Source organism: Sporolactobacillus nakayamae (assembly GCF_900113325.1).
GTDB lineage: Bacteria > Bacillota > Bacilli > Bacillales > Sporolactobacillaceae > Sporolactobacillus > Sporolactobacillus nakayamae.
Map to the genome: position 1 here is coordinate 1 of NZ_FOOY01000010.1, position 26,421 is coordinate 26,421.

Annotated in this window: 25 protein-coding genes, 1 riboswitch and 1 other annotated feature; of the genes, 11 read left to right on the top strand and 14 right to left on the bottom strand. The window is 45.2% G+C overall.

What is annotated here, in order from left to right:
- The 3 genes from BM003_RS07855 to BM003_RS07865 all read left to right on the top strand — a co-directional run.
- Nucleotides 1-277 (top strand): group II intron maturase-specific domain-containing protein (locus BM003_RS07855; protein ID WP_093671852.1); only part of this gene is annotated, 277 nt, incomplete at its 5' end.
- 205 nt (nt 278-482) lie between these two features.
- Nucleotides 483-1,913: a glycolate oxidase subunit GlcD gene (glcD, locus tag BM003_RS07860; protein ID WP_093671854.1), complete on the top strand. Its 1,431-nt coding sequence runs from the start codon at nt 483-485 to the stop codon at nt 1,911-1,913.
- Nucleotides 1,913-3,238: a (Fe-S)-binding protein gene (locus BM003_RS07865; protein WP_177184716.1), complete on the top strand. Its 1,326-nt coding sequence runs from the start codon at nt 1,913-1,915 to the stop codon at nt 3,236-3,238. The genes glcD and BM003_RS07865 overlap by 1 nt, the downstream gene beginning before the upstream one ends.
- 51 nt (nt 3,239-3,289) lie before the next feature.
- Here BM003_RS07865 and BM003_RS17610 read toward each other — a convergent pair whose 3' ends face one another.
- The 8 genes from BM003_RS17610 to BM003_RS07900 form a co-directional block, all read right to left on the bottom strand.
- Nucleotides 3,290-3,427, bottom strand: a complete 138-nt coding sequence (locus BM003_RS17610) for a hypothetical protein (protein WP_177184704.1) — start codon at nt 3,425-3,427, stop codon at nt 3,290-3,292.
- Between the two features lie 55 nt (nt 3,428-3,482).
- Entirely contained in the window at nt 3,483-3,947 is a 465-nt protein-coding gene (locus BM003_RS07870; protein ID WP_177184705.1) for a GNAT family N-acetyltransferase, read from the bottom strand.
- Between the two features lie 18 nt (nt 3,948-3,965).
- Nucleotides 3,966-4,517 (bottom strand): ribonuclease FAU-1 family protein, encoded by a 552-nt coding sequence (locus BM003_RS07875; RefSeq protein ID WP_093671860.1) that lies wholly within the window; start codon nt 4,515-4,517, stop codon nt 3,966-3,968.
- A 311-nt stretch (nt 4,518-4,828) separates the two neighbouring features.
- A complete protein-coding gene (locus tag BM003_RS07880; RefSeq protein WP_093671862.1) occupies nt 4,829-5,011 on the bottom strand; it encodes a cold-shock protein in 183 nt (60 codons plus the stop codon).
- 91 nt (nt 5,012-5,102) lie between these two features.
- A complete protein-coding gene (locus BM003_RS07885; RefSeq protein ID WP_093671864.1) occupies nt 5,103-6,218 on the bottom strand; it encodes a Ger(x)C family spore germination protein in 1,116 nt (371 codons plus the stop codon).
- Nucleotides 6,215-7,327: a GerAB/ArcD/ProY family transporter gene (locus BM003_RS07890; protein ID WP_093671866.1), complete on the bottom strand. Its 1,113-nt coding sequence runs from the start codon at nt 7,325-7,327 to the stop codon at nt 6,215-6,217. The genes BM003_RS07885 and BM003_RS07890 overlap by 4 nt, the downstream gene beginning before the upstream one ends.
- Before the next feature lie 33 nt (nt 7,328-7,360).
- Nucleotides 7,361-8,878: a spore germination protein gene (locus BM003_RS07895; RefSeq protein ID WP_093671868.1), complete on the bottom strand. Its 1,518-nt coding sequence runs from the start codon at nt 8,876-8,878 to the stop codon at nt 7,361-7,363.
- A 20-nt stretch (nt 8,879-8,898) separates the two neighbouring features.
- Nucleotides 8,899-9,102, bottom strand: coding sequence for a hypothetical protein (locus BM003_RS07900; RefSeq protein ID WP_010025004.1), 204 nt, complete (start codon nt 9,100-9,102; stop codon nt 8,899-8,901).
- A 189-nt stretch (nt 9,103-9,291) separates the two neighbouring features.
- On the opposite strand from BM003_RS07900, the gene BM003_RS07905 reads away from it, so the two are divergent.
- From BM003_RS07905 to ytkD, 4 genes are all read left to right on the top strand, one after another.
- Nucleotides 9,292-10,128, top strand: a complete 837-nt coding sequence (locus BM003_RS07905; protein ID WP_093671870.1) for an ABC transporter permease — start codon at nt 9,292-9,294, stop codon at nt 10,126-10,128.
- A gap of 14 nt (nt 10,129-10,142) precedes the next feature.
- The gene (tagH, locus tag BM003_RS07910) at nt 10,143-10,937 is read left to right on the top strand and encodes a teichoic acids export ABC transporter ATP-binding subunit TagH (protein WP_093671872.1); all 795 of its coding nucleotides are present in this window, start codon (nt 10,143-10,145) and stop codon (nt 10,935-10,937) included.
- Nucleotides 10,938-11,334: 397 nt separating this feature from the next.
- Entirely contained in the window at nt 11,335-11,493 is a 159-nt protein-coding gene (gene fbpA / locus BM003_RS07915) for a Fur-regulated basic protein FbpA (RefSeq protein WP_177184706.1), read from the top strand.
- Nucleotides 11,494-11,585: 92 nt separating this feature from the next.
- The gene (ytkD, locus tag BM003_RS07920; protein WP_093671876.1) at nt 11,586-12,089 is read left to right on the top strand and encodes an RNA deprotection pyrophosphohydrolase; all 504 of its coding nucleotides are present in this window, start codon (nt 11,586-11,588) and stop codon (nt 12,087-12,089) included.
- A gap of 86 nt (nt 12,090-12,175) precedes the next feature.
- On the opposite strand, the gene pckA is transcribed toward ytkD, so the two are convergent.
- The gene (pckA, locus tag BM003_RS07925; protein WP_093671878.1) at nt 12,176-13,759 is read right to left on the bottom strand and encodes a phosphoenolpyruvate carboxykinase (ATP); all 1,584 of its coding nucleotides are present in this window, start codon (nt 13,757-13,759) and stop codon (nt 12,176-12,178) included.
- Nucleotides 13,760-14,435: 676 nt separating this feature from the next.
- Nucleotides 14,436-14,554: riboswitch (SAM riboswitch) on the top strand.
- Between the two features lie 129 nt (nt 14,555-14,683).
- Between pckA and metK the strand changes: the two genes are divergently transcribed.
- Entirely contained in the window at nt 14,684-15,904 is a 1,221-nt protein-coding gene (gene metK / locus BM003_RS07930) for a methionine adenosyltransferase (RefSeq protein ID WP_093671879.1), read from the top strand.
- 1,135 nt (nt 15,905-17,039) lie between these two features.
- Complete coding sequence (locus tag BM003_RS07935) at nt 17,040-18,107, top strand: tetraprenyl-beta-curcumene synthase family protein (RefSeq protein WP_093671880.1); 1,068 nt, start codon at nt 17,040-17,042, stop codon at nt 18,105-18,107.
- Here the strand turns inward: BM003_RS07935 and mnmL are convergent.
- Together mnmL and BM003_RS18225 are read right to left on the bottom strand one after the other, a co-directional pair.
- A complete protein-coding gene (gene mnmL / locus BM003_RS07940) occupies nt 18,104-19,078 on the bottom strand; it encodes a tRNA modification radical SAM protein MnmL/YtqA (protein WP_093671881.1) in 975 nt (324 codons plus the stop codon). The genes BM003_RS07935 and mnmL overlap by 4 nt on opposite strands.
- A gap of 49 nt (nt 19,079-19,127) precedes the next feature.
- On the bottom strand, nt 19,128-19,250 hold the full coding sequence (locus tag BM003_RS18225; RefSeq protein WP_093671882.1) for a helix-turn-helix domain-containing protein: 123 nt from the start codon (nt 19,248-19,250) through the stop codon (nt 19,128-19,130).
- A 313-nt stretch (nt 19,251-19,563) separates the two neighbouring features.
- Nucleotides 19,564-19,800 (top strand) — a binding site (T-box leader).
- A gap of 78 nt (nt 19,801-19,878) precedes the next feature.
- Here BM003_RS18225 and leuS point away from each other — a divergent pair.
- Complete coding sequence (gene leuS, locus BM003_RS07950; RefSeq protein WP_093672114.1) at nt 19,879-22,302, top strand: leucine--tRNA ligase; 2,424 nt, start codon at nt 19,879-19,881, stop codon at nt 22,300-22,302.
- 220 nt (nt 22,303-22,522) lie between these two features.
- Nucleotides 22,523-24,118: a putative polysaccharide biosynthesis protein gene (locus BM003_RS07955; protein WP_093671883.1), complete on the top strand. Its 1,596-nt coding sequence runs from the start codon at nt 22,523-22,525 to the stop codon at nt 24,116-24,118.
- 115 nt (nt 24,119-24,233) lie between these two features.
- Here BM003_RS07955 and BM003_RS07960 read toward each other — a convergent pair whose 3' ends face one another.
- The 3 genes from BM003_RS07960 to cysK form a co-directional block, all read right to left on the bottom strand.
- The gene (locus BM003_RS07960) at nt 24,234-24,674 is read right to left on the bottom strand and encodes a hypothetical protein (RefSeq protein ID WP_093671884.1); all 441 of its coding nucleotides are present in this window, start codon (nt 24,672-24,674) and stop codon (nt 24,234-24,236) included.
- Between the two features lie 124 nt (nt 24,675-24,798).
- Nucleotides 24,799-25,017, bottom strand: a complete 219-nt coding sequence (locus tag BM003_RS07965) for a DeoR family transcriptional regulator (RefSeq protein ID WP_093671886.1) — start codon at nt 25,015-25,017, stop codon at nt 24,799-24,801.
- 386 nt (nt 25,018-25,403) lie between these two features.
- Nucleotides 25,404-26,336 (bottom strand): cysteine synthase A, encoded by a 933-nt coding sequence (gene cysK / locus BM003_RS07970; RefSeq protein WP_093671888.1) that lies wholly within the window; start codon nt 26,334-26,336, stop codon nt 25,404-25,406.
- Nucleotides 26,337-26,421 lie beyond the last annotated feature (85 nt).

Consider the following 26,421-nt stretch of genomic DNA (forward strand, 5'->3'; position numbering starts at 1 on the left):
TATGAAGAGCTATATTCAGCATATTGATCAGTGGCTCCGGCGAAGAATTCGCCAGATCATTTGGAAACGTTGGAAGAAAGTCAAGACGAGATATAAAAGTCTCATGAAACTTAACGTTCCAAAACCAAAAGCATGGGAATGGGCGAATACACGAAAAGGCTACTGGCGCATCGCCTGTAGCCATATCTTACATCGGTCGATCACAAACAAAATACTCGAACAGGTGGGACTCAAAAATCTAGTCCATCTGTTCGAGCATGCACACTTAAGCTATTGAACCGCCGTATACGGACCCGTACGTACGGTGGTGTGAGAGGTCGGAGAAATTATCTCCTCCTACTCGATAAATCAAAACGAAAATGTGAATCACCTTTTCAATAAAAATTTGACAAAATGATGAATTCTTTTAATAGAATAGTTGTTATTAGTTGATTATAATAGGTTTAAGAAAGCGCTTACCAAAATAGATCGGAGGATCGATCATGCCATTACACTCGGAAAAAAGGCTCAATAAATTGAAGGCTCAATTAATTGAAATTGCGGGGAATGAAAATGTGGATGATACGACGAGCGGAAGGCTTGTCTATTCGTATGATGCGACTCCAAATTTTCAGGCGCTGCCGGAAATCGTGGTAGCACCGCGCACGGCTGAAGAAGTTGCCGCTATCCTAAAATTGTGTGGTGAAACGTCAACCCCAGTCTATACGCGAGGCTCTGGCACGAATCTATGTGCTGACACATGTCCGCTCAAAGGCGGCATTGTCTTACTCATGAAGCATCTGAACAAAATTCTGGAATTGGATAGGGAAAATCTTACAATTACGGTTCAGCCTGGAACGATTACAAAAGAGATAAGTGATCTTGTGGAGAAGGATGATCTGTTTTATCCGCCCGATCCAAGCTCGATGAAAATTTCAACCATTGGAGGCAATCTGGCGGAAAATTCGGGAGGGTTACGCGGACTTAAGTACGGTGTCACCAAGGATTATGTTATGGCGCTTCAAGTCGCATTACCAAATGGAGAGCTGATCCGTACCGGCGGGAAACTGACAAAAGATGTGGCAGGATACGATCTGACACACTTGTTTGTCGGGTCGGAGGGAACCCTGGGCGTGATCACTGAAGCAACACTGAAGTTAATTCCAAAGCCGGAATCCCAAAAGACGATCCTCGCGCTCTATCAGGATATTGAAGCTGCCGGACGGTCGGTTTCGGCGATCATCGCCCATAAAATGATTCCGGTTACTTTGGAATTCCTTGATCAAGATACAATCAAGGCGGTGGAAGATTTTGCGCATATTGGCTTACCGACCAACGTTAAGGCGATCTTACTGATTGTGCAAGATGGTCCAAAAGAAATTGTTGACCGTGATATTCATAAAATTGCAGAAATCTGTCGCGGGGAACAGGCGGTAGACGTCCGGCTCGCGTCCTCCGCCGAAGAAGCAGAAGAACTGGCAACGGCCCGTCGTTCGGCTTTAAGCGCGCTCGCACGGTTGAAACCGACAACCATTTTGGAAGATGCCACGGTTCCTCGTTCGGAGATTGCGGCAATGGTTCGCGCAATCGCTGAGGTCGCTCAAAAATATCAGGTGCGTATTTCGACGTTCGGGCATGCAGGCGATGGAAATTTACACCCAACATGTCTTACTGACGCGAGGGATGAAGATGAAATGAATCGAGTGGAAGAAGCGTTTGCTGAAATTTTTGAAAAAGCAATCGAACTAGGCGGCACTTTGACTGGCGAGCATGGCGTCGGCGTGACCAAAGCCCCGTATCTAGAGTGGAAACTCGGCAAAGCGGGCATGGAAGTGATGCGGGGAATCAAGCAAGCGATTGATCCAAATGGGATTATGAATCCGGGAAAAGTGTTTGCGGATAAGGCGAAACAAAGGATGGTGACGGTCAAATGATGACATCCTCAGAGAAGAAGACTATTCAAAAGGAATTTAAAGAAGAGATGGATTATGATGAACTGCTGAATTGTATGCGCTGCGGTTTCTGCCTGCCCTCATGTCCGACCTACATTGAAACCGGTCACCAGGAGAAGCATTCACCGCGAGGAAGGATCGCGCTCATGAAAGGTGTAGCCGACGGCCTCATCGAACCGGACGACGACCTCGCTCACTCACTTGATGTGTGCCTGGGGTGTCGCGCTTGCGAGCCTGTTTGTCCATCTGGCGTGCAGTATGGTCATCTGCTTGAAGACGCGCGTACTATCCTTCAACGTAATAAGAGGCAGACGGTTGGTGTGAAAATGCTTCGTAAGGGGATTTTTGACGAACTGTTTCCTCGTCAGGATCGGATGGAGAAAGTGACCGGATTGATCGGCTTCTACCAGCGCAGCGGCCTTTCAAAGGTGGCGCGAAAAGTCGGCTTTATGAATCTCTTCCCTGAGAGCATGGCAACGATGGAAAAAGTACTTCCGGAAGTTCCGAAACGGAGCGTGATGAAGCAACGTCCTCGATTTTTCGAACATGAAGGCGAGAAGAAAGCGACCGTCGCCTTATTTGCAGGCTGTCTTATGGATACGATGTTCTTTGACACCAATAATGCGACAATCAAACTGTTACGAAAAGCGGGATGCGACGTCTTGATTCCCGAGAATCAGCTTTGCTGCGGCGCGCTTCACGGACATAACGGTGAACTGGAAAAATCGAAGCAGCTTGCGAAACAAAACATTGAAGCGTTTGAAGCGGCAGAGGCAGATTACATTATTACAAATGCCGGAGGATGCAGCGCTTTTCTGATTGATTATGATCATCTGTTGAAAGATGAGCCTGAATGGTCGGAGCGTGCAAAGCATTTTGTCGGTAAATTAAAGGACATCTCTAGGATACTTGTCGAACTGGATTTCCAGAAAACACATCGATTGCAATTGCCGGATCAAATCATCACTTATCAAGACTCGTGTCATTTACGTAATGTCATGAAAACATTCAATGAACCGAGAATTCTCTTAAAGGCGATTGAAGGCGTTCATTTTGTGGAATTGGAGGGTGCCGACACATGCTGCGGTTCTGCAGGGGATTATAATATCGTTCAGCCGGAAATGGCGATGCAGATCCTTGATCATAAAATGGAAAAAGTGGCGGATACATGTGCCCAAATCATTGTGACCGCGAATCCCGGCTGCCTTTTGGAAATGAAGCTAGGCGTCGAGAGGGCTCATAAAAGCAATGAGGTGCGCGCGATGCATATCGCCGATGTATTGGTTGAAGCCTTAGTAAACGAATAAAATGGGCTCTATAAAACACAAACAGCCGATGTACACCGGCTGTTTGTGTTTTTATTTGTTTTTTCTTGCACGCTCTTCCAATTTAGAAGCAGATGACTGCGGGTCATCTTTCGCGCGTCCGGCAGGCGTGACGCTGCTTGCAGTCGCGCCCTTATTTGATCGGTATTCCTTTTTCCTCGCTTCAGACATTATCGCATTCCCCCTGAATATTAGTATGCGATAACGTCTTGTTTCCCATACAGGATTATAATAACTTACTCATATTAATGTCCGTTGTCTGGTAGCCTAATTTCTGATAAACATGATAAGCGCGTTCGTTAGTCGCAAACACATGCAGACTGATCTTGACGATTCCGAGCGCGCGGCAATACGCGAAAAGTGTTTGCATCGCCATTTGCCCGATTCCATGATTACGATAAGCTTCAAAAATTTCAAAGTCATAGATGAAAGCTTCTTTTCGTTCCGGGGACACATACAACCAGAAGATACCGACCTTTGTACCCGAGGCGTCTACTAATGAAAGAAACTTATGGTTTGGTGTCGCATAGCCTTGGGGCAGCAAGCGGCTTATCTCGGCGCGCGCGTTCATTAATGCGCGATCCGCGGGCCACGTGCCGTTCTTTTGTTTTTCTTTCGCATATTCATTCGTTGAATAGTCTAGATAAGGCGCAAAATCAATCTCCGGCATATCGGTTATCAAAATACTCATTGTAGAACCTCCAATCATTCAATTGGAAAAAGTGCCGCGCACATCCCGTACCAACATTAGGAAGTGCTCCGGGTTTTTCTTGATGGAGCGCATAAGCCCCTGCGCGGTTCGCCATGCTTTCTCATACATTTCTGCAGTGATGATTCCATTATCCAACGCTTCCGTTAATTCATCTTCATCCACGAGATAGAGTCGATGGTTGGGGAAGAGGATAAGATCAAGATAAAGGTCGTCAAACCATGGCGTGCCGAGCTCATCATGCCCGACTTGATGAATGACATCAAAATAACATTGTACGAGTCGGCCGTTTGCGTTAAACATCGCTGTCAGGACAAATTGCGGTGTATGTGCAGGGAAAAGCTGCAGCCACGTATAGTTCTGATCGACTGTTTTTGTACGCACCCCACCGTAAACAACAGACAACGGCGCTTTGATTTCGTTAAATTGAATCAGAACAGCCTCACCATGAAAAGAAGGCCACATAAACTGTTTTTTGCGTATGCGACTTGAGATGATTCGTCGCCAGCCGCGCCTGTCCGCATATTTTCGTTTCATTTTCGACAGTTTCACAACATCACCTTCTGTCCTATCTGTTATTGTAACGTAATACACCAAAAAATGGAGATTCTGAGTTGATTTTATCCGATGACACCTACTTGTTTCTCCTAATACCAAACTATGTATAGTTCTGACTTTTGAAAACTTATCCAAATCATTTTCGGTTGAATTTATCGGTATTCATGTTATTTTCTGCTTTTTCATGCGATAGAATGCACTCATGAAAAAAGAAACACAGGACGACTTTTCTGAAGCATGTCAGAAAAATCGTCCTGCTCTATTAAGCGGATCTAAGTTTAATCATTTGATGTAAGAACTTGTGGTCAATCAATGACCGGCAGCATTTTTGTTTCTTTTTTCATTTCCGAATGGCAAAGCGGACATTTTGGTGTCTCCTCGAAGGAGAACGCATCGCGCATCCACCCCGAGCATGAGTCGTTCGTACATTTCCAGATTGCTGTTTCTGCTTCAGGAACCGGTTCTTGCGGGCCTCGATTAAATCCCATTGATTAAAAATCCCCTTTCCTGTTAATCTTACTATTATATGATTTTTTCTGAAATTTATCAAATTTTATGCTCGAATGGCGCAACTGAGTATTACTCCGAAATCCCCGTCTGTTTAATTGTTACGTCGACTTTGCAGTGGAAACGGGCATTTGCGTAGCGTTCCGGCCATGACTTTCCATCGAAATTGCGTGTGTAGCTGCGCACATGCTGCCCCAATTGAAGCGGATCGATTCCCTTCCTTTGAAAACGGCGAACGAGTTGAGCCGACTGTTTGGCCATATGCCTGTTTAACTTTTTCTCCATGACCGGACTGCTTGCTTTGCTGAGACTTTTCGGATAAGCCTGTCTCACTTGCGCGCTGACGTTCACCGATGCGTAGATGTCGGGCGCAGCGCTGTTTCCGTTTTTAACTTTATAGTTCACATCAGTATGAACGTTTTTAAAAGCAATGTGTTTGTTCGGGGCAAATTCATAGTCATAGACGCCTTGGTTAAATTTTTGAAAGAGCATTTTAAACGTGAACACTCTATTCTCGCTAAGGCGCATAACATATTTGTCATTCTTAAATAAAGCGAGTCCGTGCATGGCAATATGGTCACCTTGCTTACGAATTATAGGAAGAAACGGGTCCATATAGTCGCCATAATAGGCGTACATGAAGGACTCCATTGTACTTTCCGGATAATTTTGCTCCGTGTTTTGCTCAATCATATCTTGAATATAACGGGCAACCGGAATTTGTGTTTGATAGTCCGCAGACGTCAGTAATTTCCGGCAGCTGCCTTCTACAACCGCAAAATTCATATCGCGTGGTGAGTCAGGATCGCGATTTCTTAAATCAATTTGTTTGTACAAACCTTTTTTTGCCATGGCCGTGTTAAACAGCATAAGCCGTATTTTGCCAACGCGAATGGGCATTTGTCCGGATTGTTGAAAACGGTCGACAAGCGATTTGCCGTCGTAGGTCACTCCGCTAAGATGACGCAGCATCGATGCGGTCGTCGGCAGGCCGGCGCCGGCGCTTCCAGGGTTTGGATTTTCAACATAGTTCGGCATGGTAATGGTTCCCATCACTTTCTCATTCCCAAGATAGTCAACCCCCTCTGCTTCAACAAGCAGAACATCGTCGATGATGCTGGTTGGCAAACACCCGGACAGAAAGAGTATAGCAATCAAGGGCGCGATAAGGACTGCCTTTTGTTTCATGACGCAGCGCTCCTTCCACGTTTTTTCTTAATCCACTGACAAAACAAGAGGATTGGAAGATAGATATAGATAATCAGCACACCGTACGTTGCATACACATCGTTTAATCGCTTTACTTGGAGTCCGCTATGGATCATCGTTGTCCCTGCAATCATCAAAGCGAGAATAACGATCAGCGAATATTTCATTTTAATCTTTGGTACTGTGAATTTTACAGCTCGAGCGATAATCCAACTGCATAAGCAGACTTTAGGGATGGTGGCCCACAGCAAAAGAACAATCGCAATGATATCGATGTGTTCAACAAGAGGAAAGCGGACACTTTTCCAATAAGCGACCGTCGGCCAAATGGTGTTCTGCAGCTCGCCTTGACTGAAATAAGCAATCGCAAGAATGAGCGTTGTTGTATAAAAATAAACGGTTGTCAGTGCACTGCGAAACGCCCATTTACGTGCTTCGCGCGGATTACTGATAAACGGATAGACATAAAGCAGCAATTCAAACCCCAAATACACATGCGTGAGTTCATAACAAGACTTCAGCAGTGCTGCCGGCGAGTGGTCAACAAGGGGCAGCAAATTTTCGAACTGAGCATGAGGGACAATAAAGAGAGTCAGGATACTCAGCGGCACCAAATAGATGAAGCTGAGCAGACAGACGCCGGCGATCGTTCGCATGCCACCGCTGACAATATACCAGGCAATGAGACAAAAGATAAGCGAAAACAGAAACATTGACATTTGCGGAAACACCCATACATGTACAATTTCAATGTAACTACGTAAACTCATAATGGCGAAGAGGAGCACATGCGTAACGGTGAAGAGATTCAGTATGGTTCCGATACGTCTTCCGAAAATACGGGTATGGATCGAAAAAAGGTCGGGCATACCGAATTGACGTTCATTCTCCAGAAGGCGCAGAACAACCCAAAGAATGCCAAGACTAAGAGCACCGCTGATGAGCGATGCGAGCCATGCGTCTTGCTGGCTATACTTGGTTATGATTTGCTGGAACGAGAGATAACCGATTCCAATCTGCATGACCTGTGGAATAAAAAAGGCAGAAACAGGACCAACTTGATGTGCAGGTTTTATCTTATCATTCATAGAGCGTCAGACCCTCCATTTAGAGAAAGGTAATTATTCATCAATATCCGGCTTCGCTTTGCCTTTCTTCTGCATTGTGCGATGCAGATTCACACGGTTTTTATCAGCGGTGCGCAGAAATAGCGGACGTTGTCCTTGCATGTTGCTTGGCAAACGGATGAAACTGTCCTTCAAGTCTGTAACGCGCATTGGGTAGATGGGTTCAATAAACGGTCGGCCAAGCGAGGTCAGTTTTAACAAGTGGCAGACGAAAAACATAAAGCAAAGGCCGACACCGATCAAACCGAACATCTGCGCAGCCAAAATAAATGGAAAGCGCATGAGACGAATCGTTGTTGCCATCCGATAGTTCGGTGTGATAAAGGCAGCCAGTGCCGACATCGCGATAATAATTAGCAGAATATTACTTGTTACACCGGCTTGAACGGAAGCGGTACCGATGACAATACCGCCTACGATACCGATGGTCTGGCCAACCTTTGTCGGCAGGCGCACGCCTGCCTCGCGAAGCAGCTCAATCATGACTTCAAGCAGCAGCACTTCAATGATCGGATCGTAAGGAACGGAACTGCGCGAAACGATCAATGTTGCCAGCAAATCTTTGGGTACTAATTGATAGTGGTAGGTCAGTGCCGCAACGTACAGCGATGAAGAAATGACGGAAAAGGCAACGGCAAACAAGCGCAGCAGCCGATATAAGGATGCGACCGGCCACGTCAAGGAATAGTCATCGATGGTTGCAAAAAACTCAACAACTGTGCTTGGAAGAATCAGCGCACTCGGAGACCCATCCACGAGCACGGCAATTTTTCCCTCGTAAAGGGCACCGCTGACACGATCGGGACGTTCAGTATCGAAAAATTGAGGAAAAAAAGACTGACTATTGTCGCCAATCATTAAAGCAAGCATGTTGGCATTGATTACGCTGACCGTTTCCAAATCGGTGATTCTTTGCCTAGTCGTATTCAGATTAGCCTTATTCGCGAGTCCTTCAATATAGAGAATGGAGATTCGCGTTCGCGACAGTTTGCCAATGCGCTGTTCCTCAACTTTAAATTGGGGAATCGGAATGCGCGATCGTACCAGGTTGATATTAGTTTCCAGCGATTCTACAAAGCTGTCGTGCGCACCGACAATGCTGGTTTCGACTTCCGTATCTGCGACTTGTCGCGCTTGTTTTTTTGGGCAGGGAATAAGATAGACGTGTTGCGAACGCTTCGACGGCTGAATCATGAAATAACCGTCAAGCAGACTTGTCTGAATGACGGATAAATCCCTTGTCTCGATTAATTTATCAATGGGAACGACCTGAGCAATGTCTTTCATACACTGCACGCGTTCGGAATAAAGCGCCGGCAACAAGTCTCTGTGGATGTACTCTAAATCCACCACTGTGTTAATGTATGAAATCCAACAGGTAAGCGTTTTGCTTTTATGACAGAAATGATTGAAATCAGGATTGGTTTCGAGCTGAACCAGTAGATCAGCTATGCTTTTTGAGGGCTGTGCCGGACCTTGGTCATTCTTTTTTTTACTGTTTTTCCAAAACACGAATAACCCCTCGTTTCATGTTAATTTGCATCCCGTTCCATTTTCTCTGCTTTTTTGCGTTCATCATACGGCTGATCTAATAAAAGGACCACAAAAGGCATGATGCAAGGAAAGCAGATCAACAGATAAATCAAGATCATCTCACCCATCGAAATACGAAAACCGACAAAAAGTAAGAAAATGAAAAGCAGACCAAAGTAGGACGTATAGAGCAGCGTATACATAAGAACCTTCCTTTGTCGTTCGTCATTCACATTTAGTATTAGTTTTCCCGAGAATGATCGTATTATTCCAATCTTTCAAGAGGATGGGTTGTGCCTTTCTCAAAAACTGTCGTTTTCTTTTTTAAAAGAGCTGTGTTAAAGTATGGATTGGAGTACTGCATACTTGATGATTAGTGGAAGGAAATTGATATGAAATCGGCATGGAAAGTAATTCGGGAACAATTCAAAAGCCTGTACCTAATCAGGCGCTTGTCCCTTTATGAGCTGAAAAGCGAGAATACGAACAATTATCTGGGCATGGCATGGGTAGTCATTAATCCGTTGATTCAGATCGCAATTTATTGGCTGGTTTTTGGTAAAATTCTAGGCAGAAGCAATGACATTCCGGTTGATAACGGCGTCGAGGTACCTTACATAACTTGGTTAATCTCGGGAATTATTGTTTGGTTTTTTGTGCAGCCGTCAATTATTCAGGGATCGAAATCGATTTACTCACGCATTCGCTTTATTGCAAAAATGAATTTTCCAATGAGCGCGATCCCAAGCTATGTGATTCTTGAAAAATTTTATCAGCATTTAATGATTACAGGAATTGTTATTGTGATTCTGCAATTCACAGAGTTCAAAATCAGTATCTATATGATTCAGCTTCCTTATTTTATGTTTGCTGCGCTGGCATTTCTGTTTTCCGTATCACTGATCACGTCCACATTCTCAACGATCGTTCGCGATGTGCATCAAGTCCTGATTTCGCTTATGCGCATGATGTTTTATCTGACTCCTTTCTTATGGGAACCTGCGCGTCTTGCAGATGCGGGCTTGCCGGATTTTGTCCAGAAAATTTTATTGCTCAATCCCATGTATTATCTAGTACAAGGCTACCGTTCGACACTGCTCGGAGCATCCTGGTACGGGATTGATCACATTGGCTATACGCTGTACTTTTGGGGCTTTGTTCTCGTTATGCTCCTATTTGGTTCGTTTGTGCATCTGAAGTTCAGAGATCATTTCGTAGATTATTTGTAAGGAGATCTCCATTTATGGAAAAGTCTGTAATAGTAAAAAATGTTTCAAAAAAATATAAAATGTACGCAAAAAATTCTGAAAAAATTTTGGATTTGATTTCGCCAAAAGGCTATGGAAAATCCTTTTACGCGCTGAATGATATTAGTTTTGAGGCGAATAAAGGCGACGTCATCGGCATCATCGGTGTGAACGGCTCAGGAAAATCGACGCTGTCCAACATCATTGCCGGAATTATTCCGCCAACATCAGGAACGGTCGAAATTCATGGCGAAGCGGCACTGATCGCGATTCAATCGGGATTGAAGAAAGAGCTGACCGGGAGAGAGAACATTGAATTGAAATGTTTAATGCTCGGATTCGATAAAAAGCAGATTGTAGAATTAACACCGTTGATTATTGAATTTGCCGATATTGGTGATTTTATTGATCAGCCGGTGAAGACCTATTCGAGCGGTATGCGCTCTCGTCTTGGATTCGCCATCTCTATTCATATCGATCCGGATATTTTGGTGATTGATGAAGCGCTATCGGTTGGCGACCAAACGTTTGCCGATAAATGTTTGGAAAAAATGAATGAATTTAAGGAAAAGGGCAAGACGATTTTCTTTATCAGCCATTCCATCAGTCAGATGAAGAAGTTTTGTGAGAAAGCGCTCTGGATTCAATATGGGCATGTCGAACACTATGGTTCAATGGCAGAGGTTATGCCGCAGTACGAAAAATTTATTAAAGCATACAAGAAGATGACAAAGGAAGAGAAAAAGGCTTTTCAGAAAAAAATACGAAAAAGCCGAATGAGCAAAGCATAAGCGCGCTGAGCGCTTTTTTTTTCGCACAAAAAAAATCCGCAATTTAATGCGGATCGTAATTAAAAAGTGAATTGGGGTTAGGGTTATTAGTACTATTGCCATCTTTTCCAAAACCTAAACATTATTTGTAAAAAAAGATTGTTGACGATACCTTAGTCGCATATATTCTCAATAACGAACTATTGAAAACGCTTTTATTGTATAATAGTGTTTAAAAACATGGCGTGTGCGCATAATGATTCTTAGTTGAATCGTTTCGTGTAGTTACTTTTGGAAGAATATGAGCGTGGTTACGTTTTATAAGCCGCGGGAAGGGGGAAGGGATTGCTGGTCAAGGAAAATTATGTAACCGTTTACTTGAACGTGATCCTGTTCATTCATGAAGCATGTTAACTTATTGAGAAGAGCCGTCGAGAACCGGAAAAAATATCTGATTCAGGCATTAAGACAAAATGTTGAGATGAAGGAGTCTGATCAATTGGATGAATGGACACTCTCCGAACTCGAAAATGAATGGAAGATCTATCAGAAAAGACGCAATGAAGATATTGGCTGAAAAAACAATAAGGGCAGGTATGTGGGCTTATTTTTGATAAAATAGATTAGAAGTCCGCTCAATGCGGATGGTGATGCGGAGGTGAAGATCGGATGAACGACTATCTAACGTTCTCTGACTTTTATGGAAATAAAGTAACGCTTGCGCTTTCGTCAACTCCCTTTTCGGAGAACCCAAAGCATGTTTGGGTCCTTTGCAAATTCCACCGTCAATGGCTGCTTACGATGCATTCAAGACGCGGCCTTGAATTTCCCGGTGGAAAAGTGGAGCCCGGCGAACAGCCGACAGAAGCGGCCAGAAGAGAAGTATTTGAAGAAACAGGCGCCCATGTTGACCGGTTATATTTTATAGGTCAATACCAAGTCGATGGCCAAAACGAGCAAATGGTAAAGAATATTTACTTTGCCAGCGTTGACCAAGTAACCTTGAAACAGGATTATATGGAGACAGATGGCCCAAGGTTTATCAGTTATATTCCTGAGTCAATTAAAGAGCGGAAGCAGTATAGCTTCTTGATGAAGGATCAAGTGCTCGCTTTATCAATGAAAGCCATTCGGCAAAGAAAATGGACGCCGGTGACCGAATTACAAGTCTGAATTAAAAAAGACATTCCTCAAACAATTTGAAGGATGTCTTTTTTATACAACTAAAGACTTGAAATCGCAAGCAGTTGAAATGGTGATCAAGAATAGATCGGTCCGGCGCTGCGAATCTGTTCCGGAACATCCGAAAATTTCTTGAAATTCACTTGGAACTGCTGAGCGAGCTGTTTGGCAGCTTGAGTATATGCTGAATGATCCGACCACGTTTCCCAAGGCATCAGCACATGATCGGGAACACCTGGACATGATCGCGGAATATGCAAACCGAAAATGGGATCTTTATAGATGTCTTGATCACTTAGTTTGCTATTTAAGGCGGCGTCAATTATCTGTCTTGTGTACGAAAGATCAATACGTTTGCCAATCCCATGCGGACCGCCGCTCCAACCGGTATTTACAAGGTAAACGGTTACATTATTTTGCTTGATTAACGTTCCAAGGAGTTCGGCATACTTTATTGCCGGAAGCGGCATGAATGGAGCGCCGAAACAGGTTGAGAAGGTCGTTTCGGGATCAACAACGCCGCGTTCTGTACCGGCTAATTTACTCGTATAGCCTGAAAGAAATTGGTACATCGCTTGCTCCGGAGAAAGTATGCTGATTGGCGGAAGTACACCAAAAGCATCTGCTGTCAGAAAAATAATTGTGCTCGGATGGCCGCCAATACTTGGAAGCAAGGCATTGGCAACAGTATTCAGCGAATACGCGGCACGTGTGTTTTCTGTCAAGTCAGCATTATCATAGTCAGGTTTGCGATTTTCCTGGGAGATGACAACATTCTCAAGAATGGTGCCGAATTGAATACTGTCATAGATTTGTGGTTCTTTTTCACGCGACAATCGGATGGCTTTGGCATAGCATCCGCCTTCAATATTGAACACACCATCTGTCGACCATCCATGCTCATCGTCGCCAATTAACGATCGATCCGGTGAATTGGAGAGAGTTGTCTTTCCTGTTCCTGACAATCCGAAAAATAAAGCGACACGTCCGTCTGATCCTTGATTTGCTGAACAATGCATCGACATGATCCCTTTTTGAGGCAATAAATAATTAATAACAGTGAAAATGGATTTTTTAATTTCTCCTCCGTACTCAGTGCCGCCGATTAAAATGATCCTGTACTTCATGGATATGATGATAAACGCTTCGGAGCGTGTGCCGTCAACAAGTGGATCTGCTTTGAATCCTGGAGCGGCAAGGACAGTGAACGCAGCGTGATGATGTTCCAACTCCGAGTTGGTCGGCTCAATAAACAGCTGCCGGCAGAACAGGTTCTGCCAAGCATATTCATTAACAATCTGAATGGCGAGGCGATGCTCCGGGTCTGCACCTGCGAAGCCGCGAAACACATATTTGTCTTTTTGCCCTGTTAGGTAATGAACAATTTTCTGATAAACGCCAAGGAAAACGCTTTCGTTCATCTGCTGATTCCTGTTCCAGTCAACCAATTCGCTTGTCACTTCATCCTTAACGAAAAATCTGTCTTTAGGCGATCTCCCTGTATATTTTCCAGTTGTAACAGCAAGAGCTCCGTTATTAGTTAAAACGCCTTCATTTTTCTTCAGTGCATGTTCAATAAGTTCAGGAACGGATAAATTAATGAACGAGTTTCCGGTATGCAGCAATTCAGAGATGGGTGTTTCAAGAGACGCATGGTACATGGAATCATTCCTTTCTGTGTACGTTAAGAATCTTTAAACTTCAGAGGAGTATAGAAGCAGCTAAAACTTCGCATTCGCCAGAGGGCTTGACGAAGCCAAGTTGTCTAATTAGAAAAAATTCATTTACTATTTATAGTATAACGCATTAGGAATAATATTACCTACTAATAGAGGGCGTTCAAAAAGTCCGGGAAAAAGGCAATGTGGATCTTCTGCTAACAGCATGCACGTCCTGTGCAAAACGCAGAAGTCACCGCATCCTGCGGAAGTTCTGCGTCAGCTTGTTTCTCCGCTCCTCACGTATCAACAGGGGAACTTCAACTAATACCGTGCACGTCCTTGTGCACAACGTTGAAGTCATCACGTCCTGTGAAAGTACGCGCGGGTAGCTCGAAACTGCGCTTCCTTGATCTTCGACGCTCAGGACGAGCTAGTGTCAGGCATGCCACAGGACGTGGCGATTTGCCTGACCTCGGCTCTTTTTGTCCTCCTTTTTGAACAGACTATAATAGATTAACAGTAGGGTGTTCACTATGCAATGGATACTGAAATCAGAATTTCTGGGAATCTTAGTTTTTTCAATCTATACTATTCTGCAATGTTTGCCTGTGACAGTCGCGAGGAATTCGTTGACAGTTTTAATCCCCTGCGTTATGATGGGATTTACATACGGCTGCTCTTATTCCGAGTAGGCAGAGGGACAGGCCCGATGAAGCCCGGCAACCGGCCGAATAACGGCACGGTGCTAACCTGCAGAGAAAAGAGATTGTTTCGTCTTTCTTCTGATAATAAGAGGCGCGCGATAAGAATCGGCCTATCCTTAATTGGAGTGGGCTTTTTTCATGCCTTGAAAACAAAAGCAGAGGGATCGAGTACCGTTGACACCATTTTGTATATAATGTTTGAAAGGCAGGGTGAAGAAAAATGACGAAGAAGTATTCAAGACGCTTGTTCACTTCCGAATCGGTAACTGAAGGCCATCCGGATAAGATTTGCGACCAGATTTCAGATGCAATTCTTGATGAACTCCTTAAGGGGGATCCAAATGCAAGGGTTGCTTGTGAAACAGTGGTTAATACTGGACTTGTCCTTGTAACAGGTGAAATTTCGACTTCCACCTATGTGGATATACCGAAAGTAGTTCGCCGTACGATTCAGGAGATTGGCTATAACAATGCGAAATACGGCTTTGATGCCTCTAACTGTGCAATTTTAACGTCTATTGAAGAACAATCGGCAGACATTGCACAGGGCGTTGACAAGGCGCTTGAGGCGCGTGAGGGCACAATGTCTGATGATGAGATTGAAGCAATTGGTGCCGGAGATCAAGGATTGATGTTTGGTTTCGCAGTCAATGAAACACCGGAGCTGATGCCGCTCCCTGTTTCACTCGCGCATAAGCTTGCAAAAAGGCTGGCTGACGTTCGCAAAAACAAGACGATCGGTTATCTCCGTCCCGATGGAAAGACTCAGGTAACGGTTGAATACGACGAACAAGGTCATCCGGAACGCATTGACACAATTGTCATTTCCACACAGCATGATCCGGAAGCGACCGAAGAACAAATCAAGAAAGATATTCATGAGTTTGTAATTCGGCCGACAGTTCCGTCGAACTTAATTGATGAAAAAACCAAATTTTTCATCAACCCTACCGGGCGCTTTGTTATTGGCGGACCGCAAGGAGATGCCGGTCTGACCGGAAGAAAGATTATCGTTGATACCTACGGCGGATACGCGCGTCATGGCGGCGGCGCTTTTTCAGGAAAAGACGCGACGAAAGTTGACCGCTCGGCTTCTTATGCAGCACGATATGTCGCGAAGAATATTGTCGCAGCGGGATTGGCTGAAAAGTGTGAAATTCAATTAGCCTACGCCATCGGTGTCGCTGAACCGGTATCCATTTCCGTGGATACCTTTGGCACCGGGAAAGCAACTGAGGAACAGCTTGTTCAGTTGATTCGCCATAATTTTGATCTTCGGCCGGCAGGTATTATTGAAATGCTTGATTTACGCAGGCCGATCTATCGACAGACGGCGGCTTACGGACATTTTGGCCGAACCGATATCGAACTCCCATGGGAGAAGACCGATAAAGTGGATTTATTGAAACAGCAAATACACTCTGAGTCTGAAACCCATTAACTTCTTGCGCGAAAAATCGCTTTCCATGCCTTCGGGTGTGGATAAGCGATTTTTTTCACACTGATAGGAAAGTATAAAAAATAAATGATTCAAGGAAACGAGTGTAAATGTCGGGCAATAAGGAACCTTTCGCTAAGCACGCATACGTCCTATATGCAACGCGAAAGCCATCACATCCTGTGAAAGTACGTCCTGCGGCTCACCACCGAACACCAGGCCGTCCATGGTCGTCGCGACGGCGACCGCGCCAGAAGGCTTGGCGAAGCCAAGTTTTCTAACACTGGTAAGAAAGTTTATGATTTTTGCCCCGTATTTAAACTAATAAACCAGTGTCTTGGCCGAGAATCAAAGCGGAGGTGGGAGACGCCTGCGGGAGCGCAGGCCAAAGGAGACCCCGCAGATTACAGCCTGTCTGAGGAGGCTCCTGGACTGCCCGCGGCAAGCGAGCAACCGAAGCGCCGATTCAGTACCGAAAAGACACGAACCCATGACACATGGCTAGTGATAAAGGACCGGCGCTCTTTGCCCGGTTTTTCCAACACTGGTAAGAAAGTATAGCGTTTTGCCTTGCCGGTACGACGATAAAGTCACAAGATTCGGTTGGGCGATCAGGTTAGCGCCCAATCTGAGAAATAAACGGAAAAATTCCGCTTATTTTGAAAATGAACGAAAAAATAGCTTAAATAGACGGAAAAATTCCGCTTATCGCATCGAAAAACGTGAAAATGGAGGGTTTTTCTGTGCATAAGCGGAAAAATTACCCTTATGTGCCTGTGAAACAAGCGCCATGATGCAAATAAGCGGAAAATCTCCGCTTATTTTACTCCGGCCGCGTTACTTAATTAAGGATAAAAATGATTTGTGAAATAGAAATGTCTGTTCACGCACAAGGTTGATGATTCAAAACGGTATTTGGAGCAAAGGAACGTTCGTATGTAAGGAACCTTCGCTAATGACGCATGTCCTGCAAGAAACGCGAAAGCCACCGCATCAGGCGGAAGTAAAAACCGGGCGCTCTTTGCCCGGTTTTTCTTATAGATAAGTTCGCATAAGCAGACTGATCGTTTGCTATAATAGGTGATAGTGAGATGTTCGCTCTCGGATATTCTGGGCGGATTTAACTGGAGGCGTGTTGATGACGGTACCATCGAGACCGATTAAACTTATGGCGCAAATATACAGGAAAGTGCTTCCTGATGTGCATCATAATCTAGAAAAATGGAAGGATAAGGCGCTTGCGATTCCTGATGCCGAGTTGCGCAAGCAGGCGCTTGCGAGCATTGAATCAAAGACATTTCATTGCGAGGGCGGTTCCATTTACAGCCTTTTAGCCGAAGGACATAGGAAGGAAATTATTGCGTTCATTGTTGCCTATCAAACAATTAGTGATTATCTGGACAACCTGTGCGATCGAAGCATATCTCTTGATCCGGAAGATTTTCGCTGTTTGCATCAGTCGATGCTGCATGCGCTGACCCCGGGAGCAGCACCGGAGGATTACTATCGCTACCGAGGCGTTTGCAATGATGGAGGCTATCTGCAAGCGCTCGTAGATACATGTCAGCAAACGCTGAACGGTTTGCCGGCATTCCCAGTCATTCAACCTGCGCTCCTTGAGCTGGCAGGATTCTACTGTGATCTGCAGGTGCATAAGCATGTGAAAAAAGACCAGCGTGTGCCGAGACTCATCGCTTTTTTCAAAAAAAATAAAGCTCACCTCCCTGAGATGAGCTGGTATGAGTTCGCTGCTTGTTCCGGTTCGACACTAGGAATCTTTTGCATCGTCTCCTATGCTGCTTCGCGCGGCTCTGAGATGGCGCAGCTTGTCGATCGAATTAAGGACAGCTACTTTCCCTGGGTGCAGGGGCTGCACATTATGATGGACTATTTTGTTGACCAAGAAGAGGACCGCATTGAAGGAGATCTGAATTTCTGCTCCTACTATAGCAGCGATGAAGAAATGATTCATCGCTTTAAGCATTTTATCGAAGAGGCGGATAAGGCAATTGAAAATATGCCGGATAAAAACTTCCATAAGATGATTAATCGCGGCTTGCTTGGGATCTATCTTGCTGACCGAAAAGTAGCCAAACAGCGCAACGTTCGTGTGCTGGCGCGACGATTGATGTGCCGATCAGGAGGCAGCGCCTTGTTTTTCTTTGTCAACGGCTGGCTCTATCGCAGAATCAGGCAGAGCATTTAAGTGCGCGTTGTCGGATGAATGGTTGTTTCGGCATATTTTCCTTGCCAACTGTTGCGCCTTGTTAATTCATCGTCAATCGCATCCAGCACTTCCCATTTATTCAAGCTCCACATCGGACCAATCATCAGGTCCGCGGGGCCATCACCTGTTAGTCGGTGAATGATCATTTCAGAGGGCAAAATTTCGAGTTGGTCGCAAACAAGATTTACATAGGTTTTAAAATCAAGAAATTGTAACATGCCTTTCTCGTACTGCTTCACCATCGCTGTTTTTTTCAACAGATGGAGCAAATGTATTTTAATGCCTTGAACGTCAAGCTTGGCAACTGCTTTCGCTGTTTCAAGCATCATTTCCGGGGTTTCGAGCGGCAATCCGTCGATAATATGAACGCATACCGGAATAGCGTGCTTGCGAAGTTTCTCAACACCTTCAATAAAACAGTCATAATCATGTGCACGGTTAATGAGGCGGCCAGTCTCGTCATGCACGGTTTGCAGACCAAGCTCAAGCCATAGGAATGTACGCTTGTTTAATTCGGCAAGATAGTCGACGACGTCATCCGGCAAGCAGTCCGGGCGTGTAGCAATCGAAAGCCCGACAACGCCTTCTTGTTCCAAAATTACTTCATAACTCTCGCGGAGAACATCAACCGGGGCGTATGTATTTGTAAACGCTTGAAAATAGCCGATATATTTATCAGCGTGCGGCCACTTCGTTTTCATTTGTTGCTTGATTGTATTGAATTGAGTAATTAAATCATCCCTGCGGTTGCCCGCGAAGTCACCTGATCCTTTTTGACTGCAGAAGGTACACCCGCCCCAGGCGACCTTGCCGTCGCGGTTCGGACAGTCGAATCCACCGTCCAGGGGTACTTTGAAGACCTTACTTCCGAATTCATGCCTCAAATAGGTATTCCATGTATAATATCGTTTGTCCGGGCCGTAATGCGCCGGCCTTTTTTGTTCCGTCATTTCGCTTGCTCCTTTCAATTACCTATGGCACATTCTAGCAAACATTAGACTAAACGTGAACTACATGGAGCATTTGATTCCAAACAAAACGGTTGTAGCCAAAGTTACATTGGATGAGCAACTTCTGCTTTTTATTGGGATAGATATGTATGTTAAGTCCTTTTAAGATCATCGGTCCACCTCTTTTCACAGCCTAATTATAGCGCGTATGTTCGTAGCTTGGCTATTATTGGAATCAGGCTGGTCTTCTTTATAAAGCGGCGTACGCTGCACGTTCGGCGTTGAAATCGGCAGCTTGTCCGATCTATTAATTTGTTCCAAATGAGTATTGCTTGATTCGTCTTGTGATGAATCATGATTATGCAGGTATGAAGTGCCTTTTTTCGCCCATCTTTGTTTTTTTCTAATCGGAAAATCTACTTTTTTGTCGGAGCGAGTTGACATCTCATGTTTATATCAATAAAATGGAAACACAACCTTAATAATGAACGACAATGAAGGAGAAAAGTAGCTTATGATCCGCTTTCAGAGAGTCGGCGTTTGGTGAGAGCCGGTACGGATACAGAGTGAACTCGCTCCGGAGTCGCGAGTGCTGCCCTTAACTGGGAGCCTCGCCGCAACCCGCGTTATGGGTTCAACAAGCGAGCGAACGGAAAAATCCGAACGCTAATTTGGGTGGTACCGCGGGAATTTGACTTAGTAATCAACCTCTCGTCCCTAACAACAAGTTAAGGGCGGGAGGTTTTTATATTTTTTGACTAGTAAGCCCGCTTTAAAAAAAGGAGGAACTCGCCATGGCAATGGCTTTTGATCATCAGAAAATTGAAGCAAAATGGCAGAAATACTGGGATGATCATCAAACATTCAAGACCGATGATGATTCTGATAAACCTAAATATTATGTGCTGGACATGTTTCCGTACCCATCAGGTAAAGGGCTGCATGTCGGCCATCCGGAAGGGTATACCGCGACTGACATCATGGCGCGAATGAAACGAATGCAGGGCTTTGAAGTCCTGCATCCGATGGGCTGGGATGCGTTCGGCCTTCCTGCGGAACAGTACGCGCTGGATACCGGACATGATCCTGCTGACTTTACACAGCAAAACATCGCAACATTCAAGAGACAGATTAAATCGCTCGGTTTCTCGTACGATTGGAATCGTGAAATTAACACAACGGATCCTGGATACTACAAATGGACGCAATGGATATTCCTTCAGCTCTACAAAAAGGGCCTTGCCTACATTGCTGAAGTGCCGGTTAACTGGTGTCCCGCTCTTGGAACGGTTCTAGCGAATGAAGAAGTCATCGATGGAAAAAGTGAACGCGGCGGCCATCCGGTTGTCCGTAAGCCGATGCGCCAGTGGATGCTGAAGATTACCGCATACGCCGACCGCCTGATTGATGACCTTGACGAGGTGGATTGGCCGGAAAGTGTTAAAGAAATGCAGCGTCACTGGATCGGACGTTCAGAAGGTGCCGAGGTTCAATTCAAAATTGACGGGCACGAGGGAGAAAGCGTCACTGTTTTTACAACACGGCCGGATACACTGTTTGGTGCGACTTATATGGTGCTTGCTCCGGAACATAAACTTGTTGATGAGATTGTTACACCGGAACAGAAATCAGCAATTGATCAGTATCGCGCAGAAGTGGCAGCAAAGAGCGATCTTGAACGCACTGATCTTGCGAAAACGAAAACCGGCGCGTTCACCGGTGCTTATGCGATCAATCCGGTTAACGGTAAGAAAGTACCGATCTGGATCGCCGATTACGTCCTCATCACTTATGGTTCTGGTGCAATCATGGCGGTTCCTGGTCACGATGACCGTGACTATGAATTCGCGACGAAATTCCACCTGCCGATTATTGAAGTCGTTGCTGGCGGTGATCTGTCTAAAGAAGCCTATACCGGTGATGGAAAGCATGTGAACTCAGGGTTCCTTGACGGTCTTGGAAAGAAAGAAGCCATTACGAAAATGATTGACTGGCTGGTAGAACATAAGGTAGGCAGCCGCAAAATTACGTATCGCCTGCGTGATTGGCTGTTCAGCCGTCAGCGTTACTGGGGCGAACCGATTCCGATCATCCACATGGAGGACGGCTCACTTAAAGCAGTCGCTGATGAAGAACTGCCGCTGCGACTGCCGAAGACGGAGAACATAAAGCCGTCCGGTACGGGAGAATCCCCACTGGCAAATGATACGGACTGGATCAATATCGTTGATCCGGAAACAGGGATGAAAGGCCGCCGCGAAACCAATACAATGCCGCAATGGGCAGGGAGCAGCTGGTACTTCCTTCGTTACGTTGATCCTCATAATACAGAGCAGCTGGCGGATCCGGAGAAACTGAAACGCTGGATGTCTGTTGACCTTTATGTAGGCGGAGCGGAGCATGCTGTGCTTCATCTGCTGTACGCACGCTTTTGGCACAAGGCTCTTTATGATCTCGGTGTCGTGCCGACCAAGGAACCGTTCCAGAAGCTGGTCAATCAGGGGATGATTCTTGGTACCAACCATGAGAAAATGAGTAAGTCAAAGGGGAATGTCGTTAACCCGGATGACATTGTTGCTTCTCACGGCGCAGATACGCTCCGACTTTATGAAATGTTTATGGGACCGATTGATGCGGCAATTCCCTGGTCGGAAACCGGAATCGATGGATCACGCCGGTTCCTCGACCGCATTTGGAGACTTTTTGTTACAGCGGAGGGCAATCTTTCCGAAGCAGTTACGAAGGAAGCGGCGGCCAGTGAAGATTTTGAGAAAGTCTACCATCAGACCGTGAAGAAGGTAACTGAAGACTTTGCCATTATGCACTTTAACACAGGTATTGCTCAGATGATGACCTTCATCAATGAGGCGTATAAGCAAGAACAAATTCCGACTTATATGGCAGAAGGATTTATTCAGCTGCTCTCACCGGTTGCACCGCATATCAGTGAAGAAATCTGGTCGCTTCTCGGCCATGACGAATCGGTTGAGAGATCTACTTGGCCGACCTATGATGCAAGCAAGCTTGTAGAAGAAGAGATCGAAATCATTGTCCAGGTAAATGGCAAGATCCGTGCTCGTTTCCAAGTTGAAAAAGGAGCATCTAGAGAAGAACTTGAGAAAAAAGCCGTGAACGATGATCGCGTGAAGGAACATCTTGATGGAAAGTCCATCAAGAAAGTCATCGCTGTTCCAGATAAACTTGTCAATATTGTTGCTAAATAAATAGGAACCTTCATAAAAGCCGCTCTTAATGCGAACGCATAGGGGCGGCTTTTAGGTGCGCAGTTTACAGATTGGCTAGTAATGCTGAACCTCACTGGTGACAAAATGTGACCAATAGTGCAAGAGATCGCTAAAATGATGCTGTATGAACGGCATTATGTGGTAAAATACTAAGAGTTGTGGGCAGTTCGCCCAATTGAAGATTTAGGAGCGTTGACAGATGTCCGCATCGAAAATGATCCGAGGGACAATGATCCTGACGGTTGCTTCTTTTGTATCACGATTACTCGGAATCCTATTTATAATCCCATATAACGCTTTAACAGGAACCCAGGGCGTATTTCTCTATACGGTCGCCTATACGCCTTATGCAATTATGCTGAGCATATCCACAATGGGATTGCCGCTTGCGGTGTCAAAATTTGTTTCCAAATACAATGCGATGGGCGATTATGATTCAGGGAAGCGCCTGATGAAATCCGGATTTCTACTAATGTCGCTAACAGGGGTAATCGGGTTTCTGATCTTGTTTCTCGGTGCGCCGCATTTTGCGGCGGCTTATGGACTTCCATCAAATAAACTGCCTGATGTTGTGCTCGTTACTCGAGTCGTGAGTATTGCTATTCTCGTGGTGCCGGTGATGAGCTTGATGCGCGGCTATTTTCAAGGCTTCCAGTCAATGGGGCCAACTGCCGTTTCTCAAGTGGTGGAGCAAATTGTTCGGATCACTTTTATTTTGATCGGCGCATTCTTAGTCATGAAAGTATTTAATGGATCTCCGGTTACCGCAGCTGCGCTGGCTACATTTGCTGCTTTTGTCGGTGCGGTCGGCGGGTTTTATGTAATGCTTTATTACTGGGTGAAACGGCGCCCGTTTCTGGCAAATATGAAGCAGAAAACACAGCATCGTTATAGAATTTCGTATGCATCCATGTATAAAGAACTGGTTACCTATGCGGTGCCCTTTGTAGCGGTAGGAATTGCCATGCAGCTGTACCAGCTCATTGATCAAGTCATGGCTTTTCACTATCTTGATTATAGTGGTCAGGTAAAAGACATCATTCTTTCCGATTTGACGGGCAATGATCAAAAAATGGTAATGATTCCGGTTACTTTAGCGACGTCGCTTGCCGTCAGCGCTGTTCCGGCGATCATTAAGTCTTTTTCCACGGGAAATATCGCTGAAGTGAATCATAAAATTACTCAAGCGTTTGAATTGGTCCTTTTTCTCACCATTCCGGCTGCAATCGGCTTATCTGTTCTCGGGTATATGGTGCATGGGCTGCTTTTCGATATTAATCCGCATGATCTGCAAATTGGTGGACGTATTTTACAATGGTACGCACCGACAGCCATTTTCTTTGCGCTTTTCCAAGTGACCGCTTCAATACTTCAAGGCATCAATCACCAACGTGTGACGCTGATCAGCCTTGGAGCGGGAGTTCTAATTAAAGTTATGCTCAATCCTGCGTTTATGAAATTTTTCGGAATGGTCGGACCTGTGATCGCGACCGATATTGGTTACGCGGTATGTATCTTGATTAATTTGATTGCGATCAAACGCGCGACCGATTACCACTATTCGCTCGTTGCTCGGCAAACGGTACATATTATTGCTTACACAATTGCCATGTGTCTCGTGATCCAACTCATCTTCCTGTTATTTGGCGGCAATGTGCCAAGCGGAAGAGGGATTGCGATAATCGTGATTATTCTTAGCGTCGCTGTGGGTGCAGCAGTATATCTTATTCTCGCGCGTTGGACGGGGCTGCTTCGGCGAATTGTCGGCGGGGTTAGAGGGCGCAGAGCTGAGTGATTTCTTAAATGATAAAAAACAAAGGAAATTTGGAACGAAATCCGAATTTCCTTTGTTTTTTATACGGTTCGTACCAAAGTTTTTTTACACCGGCATAAATTTAGCCGAATCGTCTTTATCTTGGCGGAAATCCTGGGCCACCAATCGGGGGGATTGGAAAACCAAGTCGCCGTTCGATCATTCGTACGCGCCGGTCGAGGCTCTGCAACTCGCGTTGAAACTGAGCTTGCTGACGTTCAATCTGGTTAAGGCGTCGATCAAATTGCTGCGGATTAAATGGCGGCTGCAGCGGACGCGGCGGCTGCATCTGTCTATCGCCAGCGTTCGGAGCAGGTCCGTCAGATCCATCCCATACAAAGCTGTTATCCATGTAGGTATTGCCGGCGCCTTGAGAGGCCGGAAACGGATATGACGCGTCCGAACGTTCATTTGAGGCGGTGGTGGTCTTTGCTTGAAAAGGTAATTGATTTGATTGGTCAATCCGACCTCTTGGTGCTGAAGCAGGCTGAAAAGCAGTTGCATCCGGAGGCAAAGAAGTATTGCCGTTTGAGAACATAAACATGATCCTCCTTGAATCAAGTAATTGGTAACATTCATCTATAGTCTATGTTTACGGATGATTTTTGCCTATGTGTCCGTATTTTAACGGCAAATAAAAAGAGCTGTTCTTTTTCAACAGCTCACGAAACCCTGACTTTTTTTTCTGTTACGGTCCATTGACCTCTCTCAGGACTTCTGACGAGATCATTATAGGTAAGAATATTCAAGTCTCTTTGCATTGTTCTCTGTGTCATGTCAAATTCTTCAACCAGCTCTTTCGTCGAAACAGTACCTTGTCTGCGAATGAACAAATATACGGACCTCACGCGATTTAGCATTCGATCAGTTGAAGGACTCAAGTCACCACTCCCTAGATTATTTATCAATAAAAGTTATGCCTTTTACTGAGCGAAATATTCAAACAAGAGTCAACACACAGAATTTTTTTCGGATGAAGAACCGAAAAAAATGAGGGATGGAGGATTAAGCGCCTCATCCATTTGACGGAAATTCATGAAAAAGAACAGTCAATAGAAGCCCGACTTCAACCATAAAGTCACATAATTTTCTGTTAACAACTTTAATATAACTCTTAATCCAAAAAAGTCAATTGTTTTTTTGTTAATTTTTGATTTCCTATAGTTGTCCTTCATATGACGATTAATGGAGTCAGTTCTCATCAATGAAAATCCGCAAAAATAAAGAAACCTCCACTCGCGTGCGCGTGGAGGAGAGATAAGATCCATTATCTTGGAAAAATATCACCGGATAAATAGCGTTCGCCGGTGTCGTTAATAATACAGACAACCAGTTGACCTGGTTTGAATCGACGTGCAACTTGAAGTGCGACATAGACGGAGGCTCCTGAAGACGGGCCGCATAGAATGCCTTCTTCGCTTGCCAGACGGCGTGTGATTTCATAGGCGTCTTCATCGCTGACATCGATCACTTCGTCGATAACGGACATATCCATCGTTTTGGGTATAAATCCAGGGCTCGTGCCGACAATTTTATGCCGTCCGGGTTTTCCACCGGTATATACAGGTGATCCGGCAGGCTCGCAAATATGTACGGTCATGCCTGGGAATGCTTCTTTTAAGGCGTTTCCTGCTCCTGAAACGGTTCCTCCCGTTCCGGCGGCTCCAACAAAAGCGTTAAGGGTGCAGCCTAGAGAATGGACGTCCTTGATAATTTCAGCAGCAGTCGTTTTTTGATGTGCTGCAGGGTTGGCTTGATTTTCGAATTGCATCGGCATGTAACTATTAGGCAGGCTTTCGGCTAATTCCCGTGCTTTTTTAATCGCACCGGGCATTTTATCTCTCCCAGGGGTCAATACAACTTCTGCGCCAAATGCTTTTAATAAATTAATGCGTTCCTGAGTCATCGTATCCGGCATGACAATAATCGCCTTGTAGCCGCGCGCAACTGCGACCATTGCGAGCCCGATGCCCATGTTTCCGGAAGTTGGTTCGATGATGGTTGCGCCTTTCCGGAGGATTCCTTGTCGTTCCGCTTCGAGAATCATGTACAACGCGGCGCGATCCTTCACGCTTTTTGTAGGATTAAAATATTCCAATTTCACGTAAATAGCGGCACCGTTCGGATCCGGAAGCCGGTTTAGACGCACCATTGGGGTTGCGCCAACAAGTTCATCGATAGATTGAACAATTTTTGTCATAATTACCTCTCTTTTCTTCAAGGGCTTGTACAGCTAAGACGTACTATTCGAATTGTATTAGTTACATTATACAGGATGAGTAGGG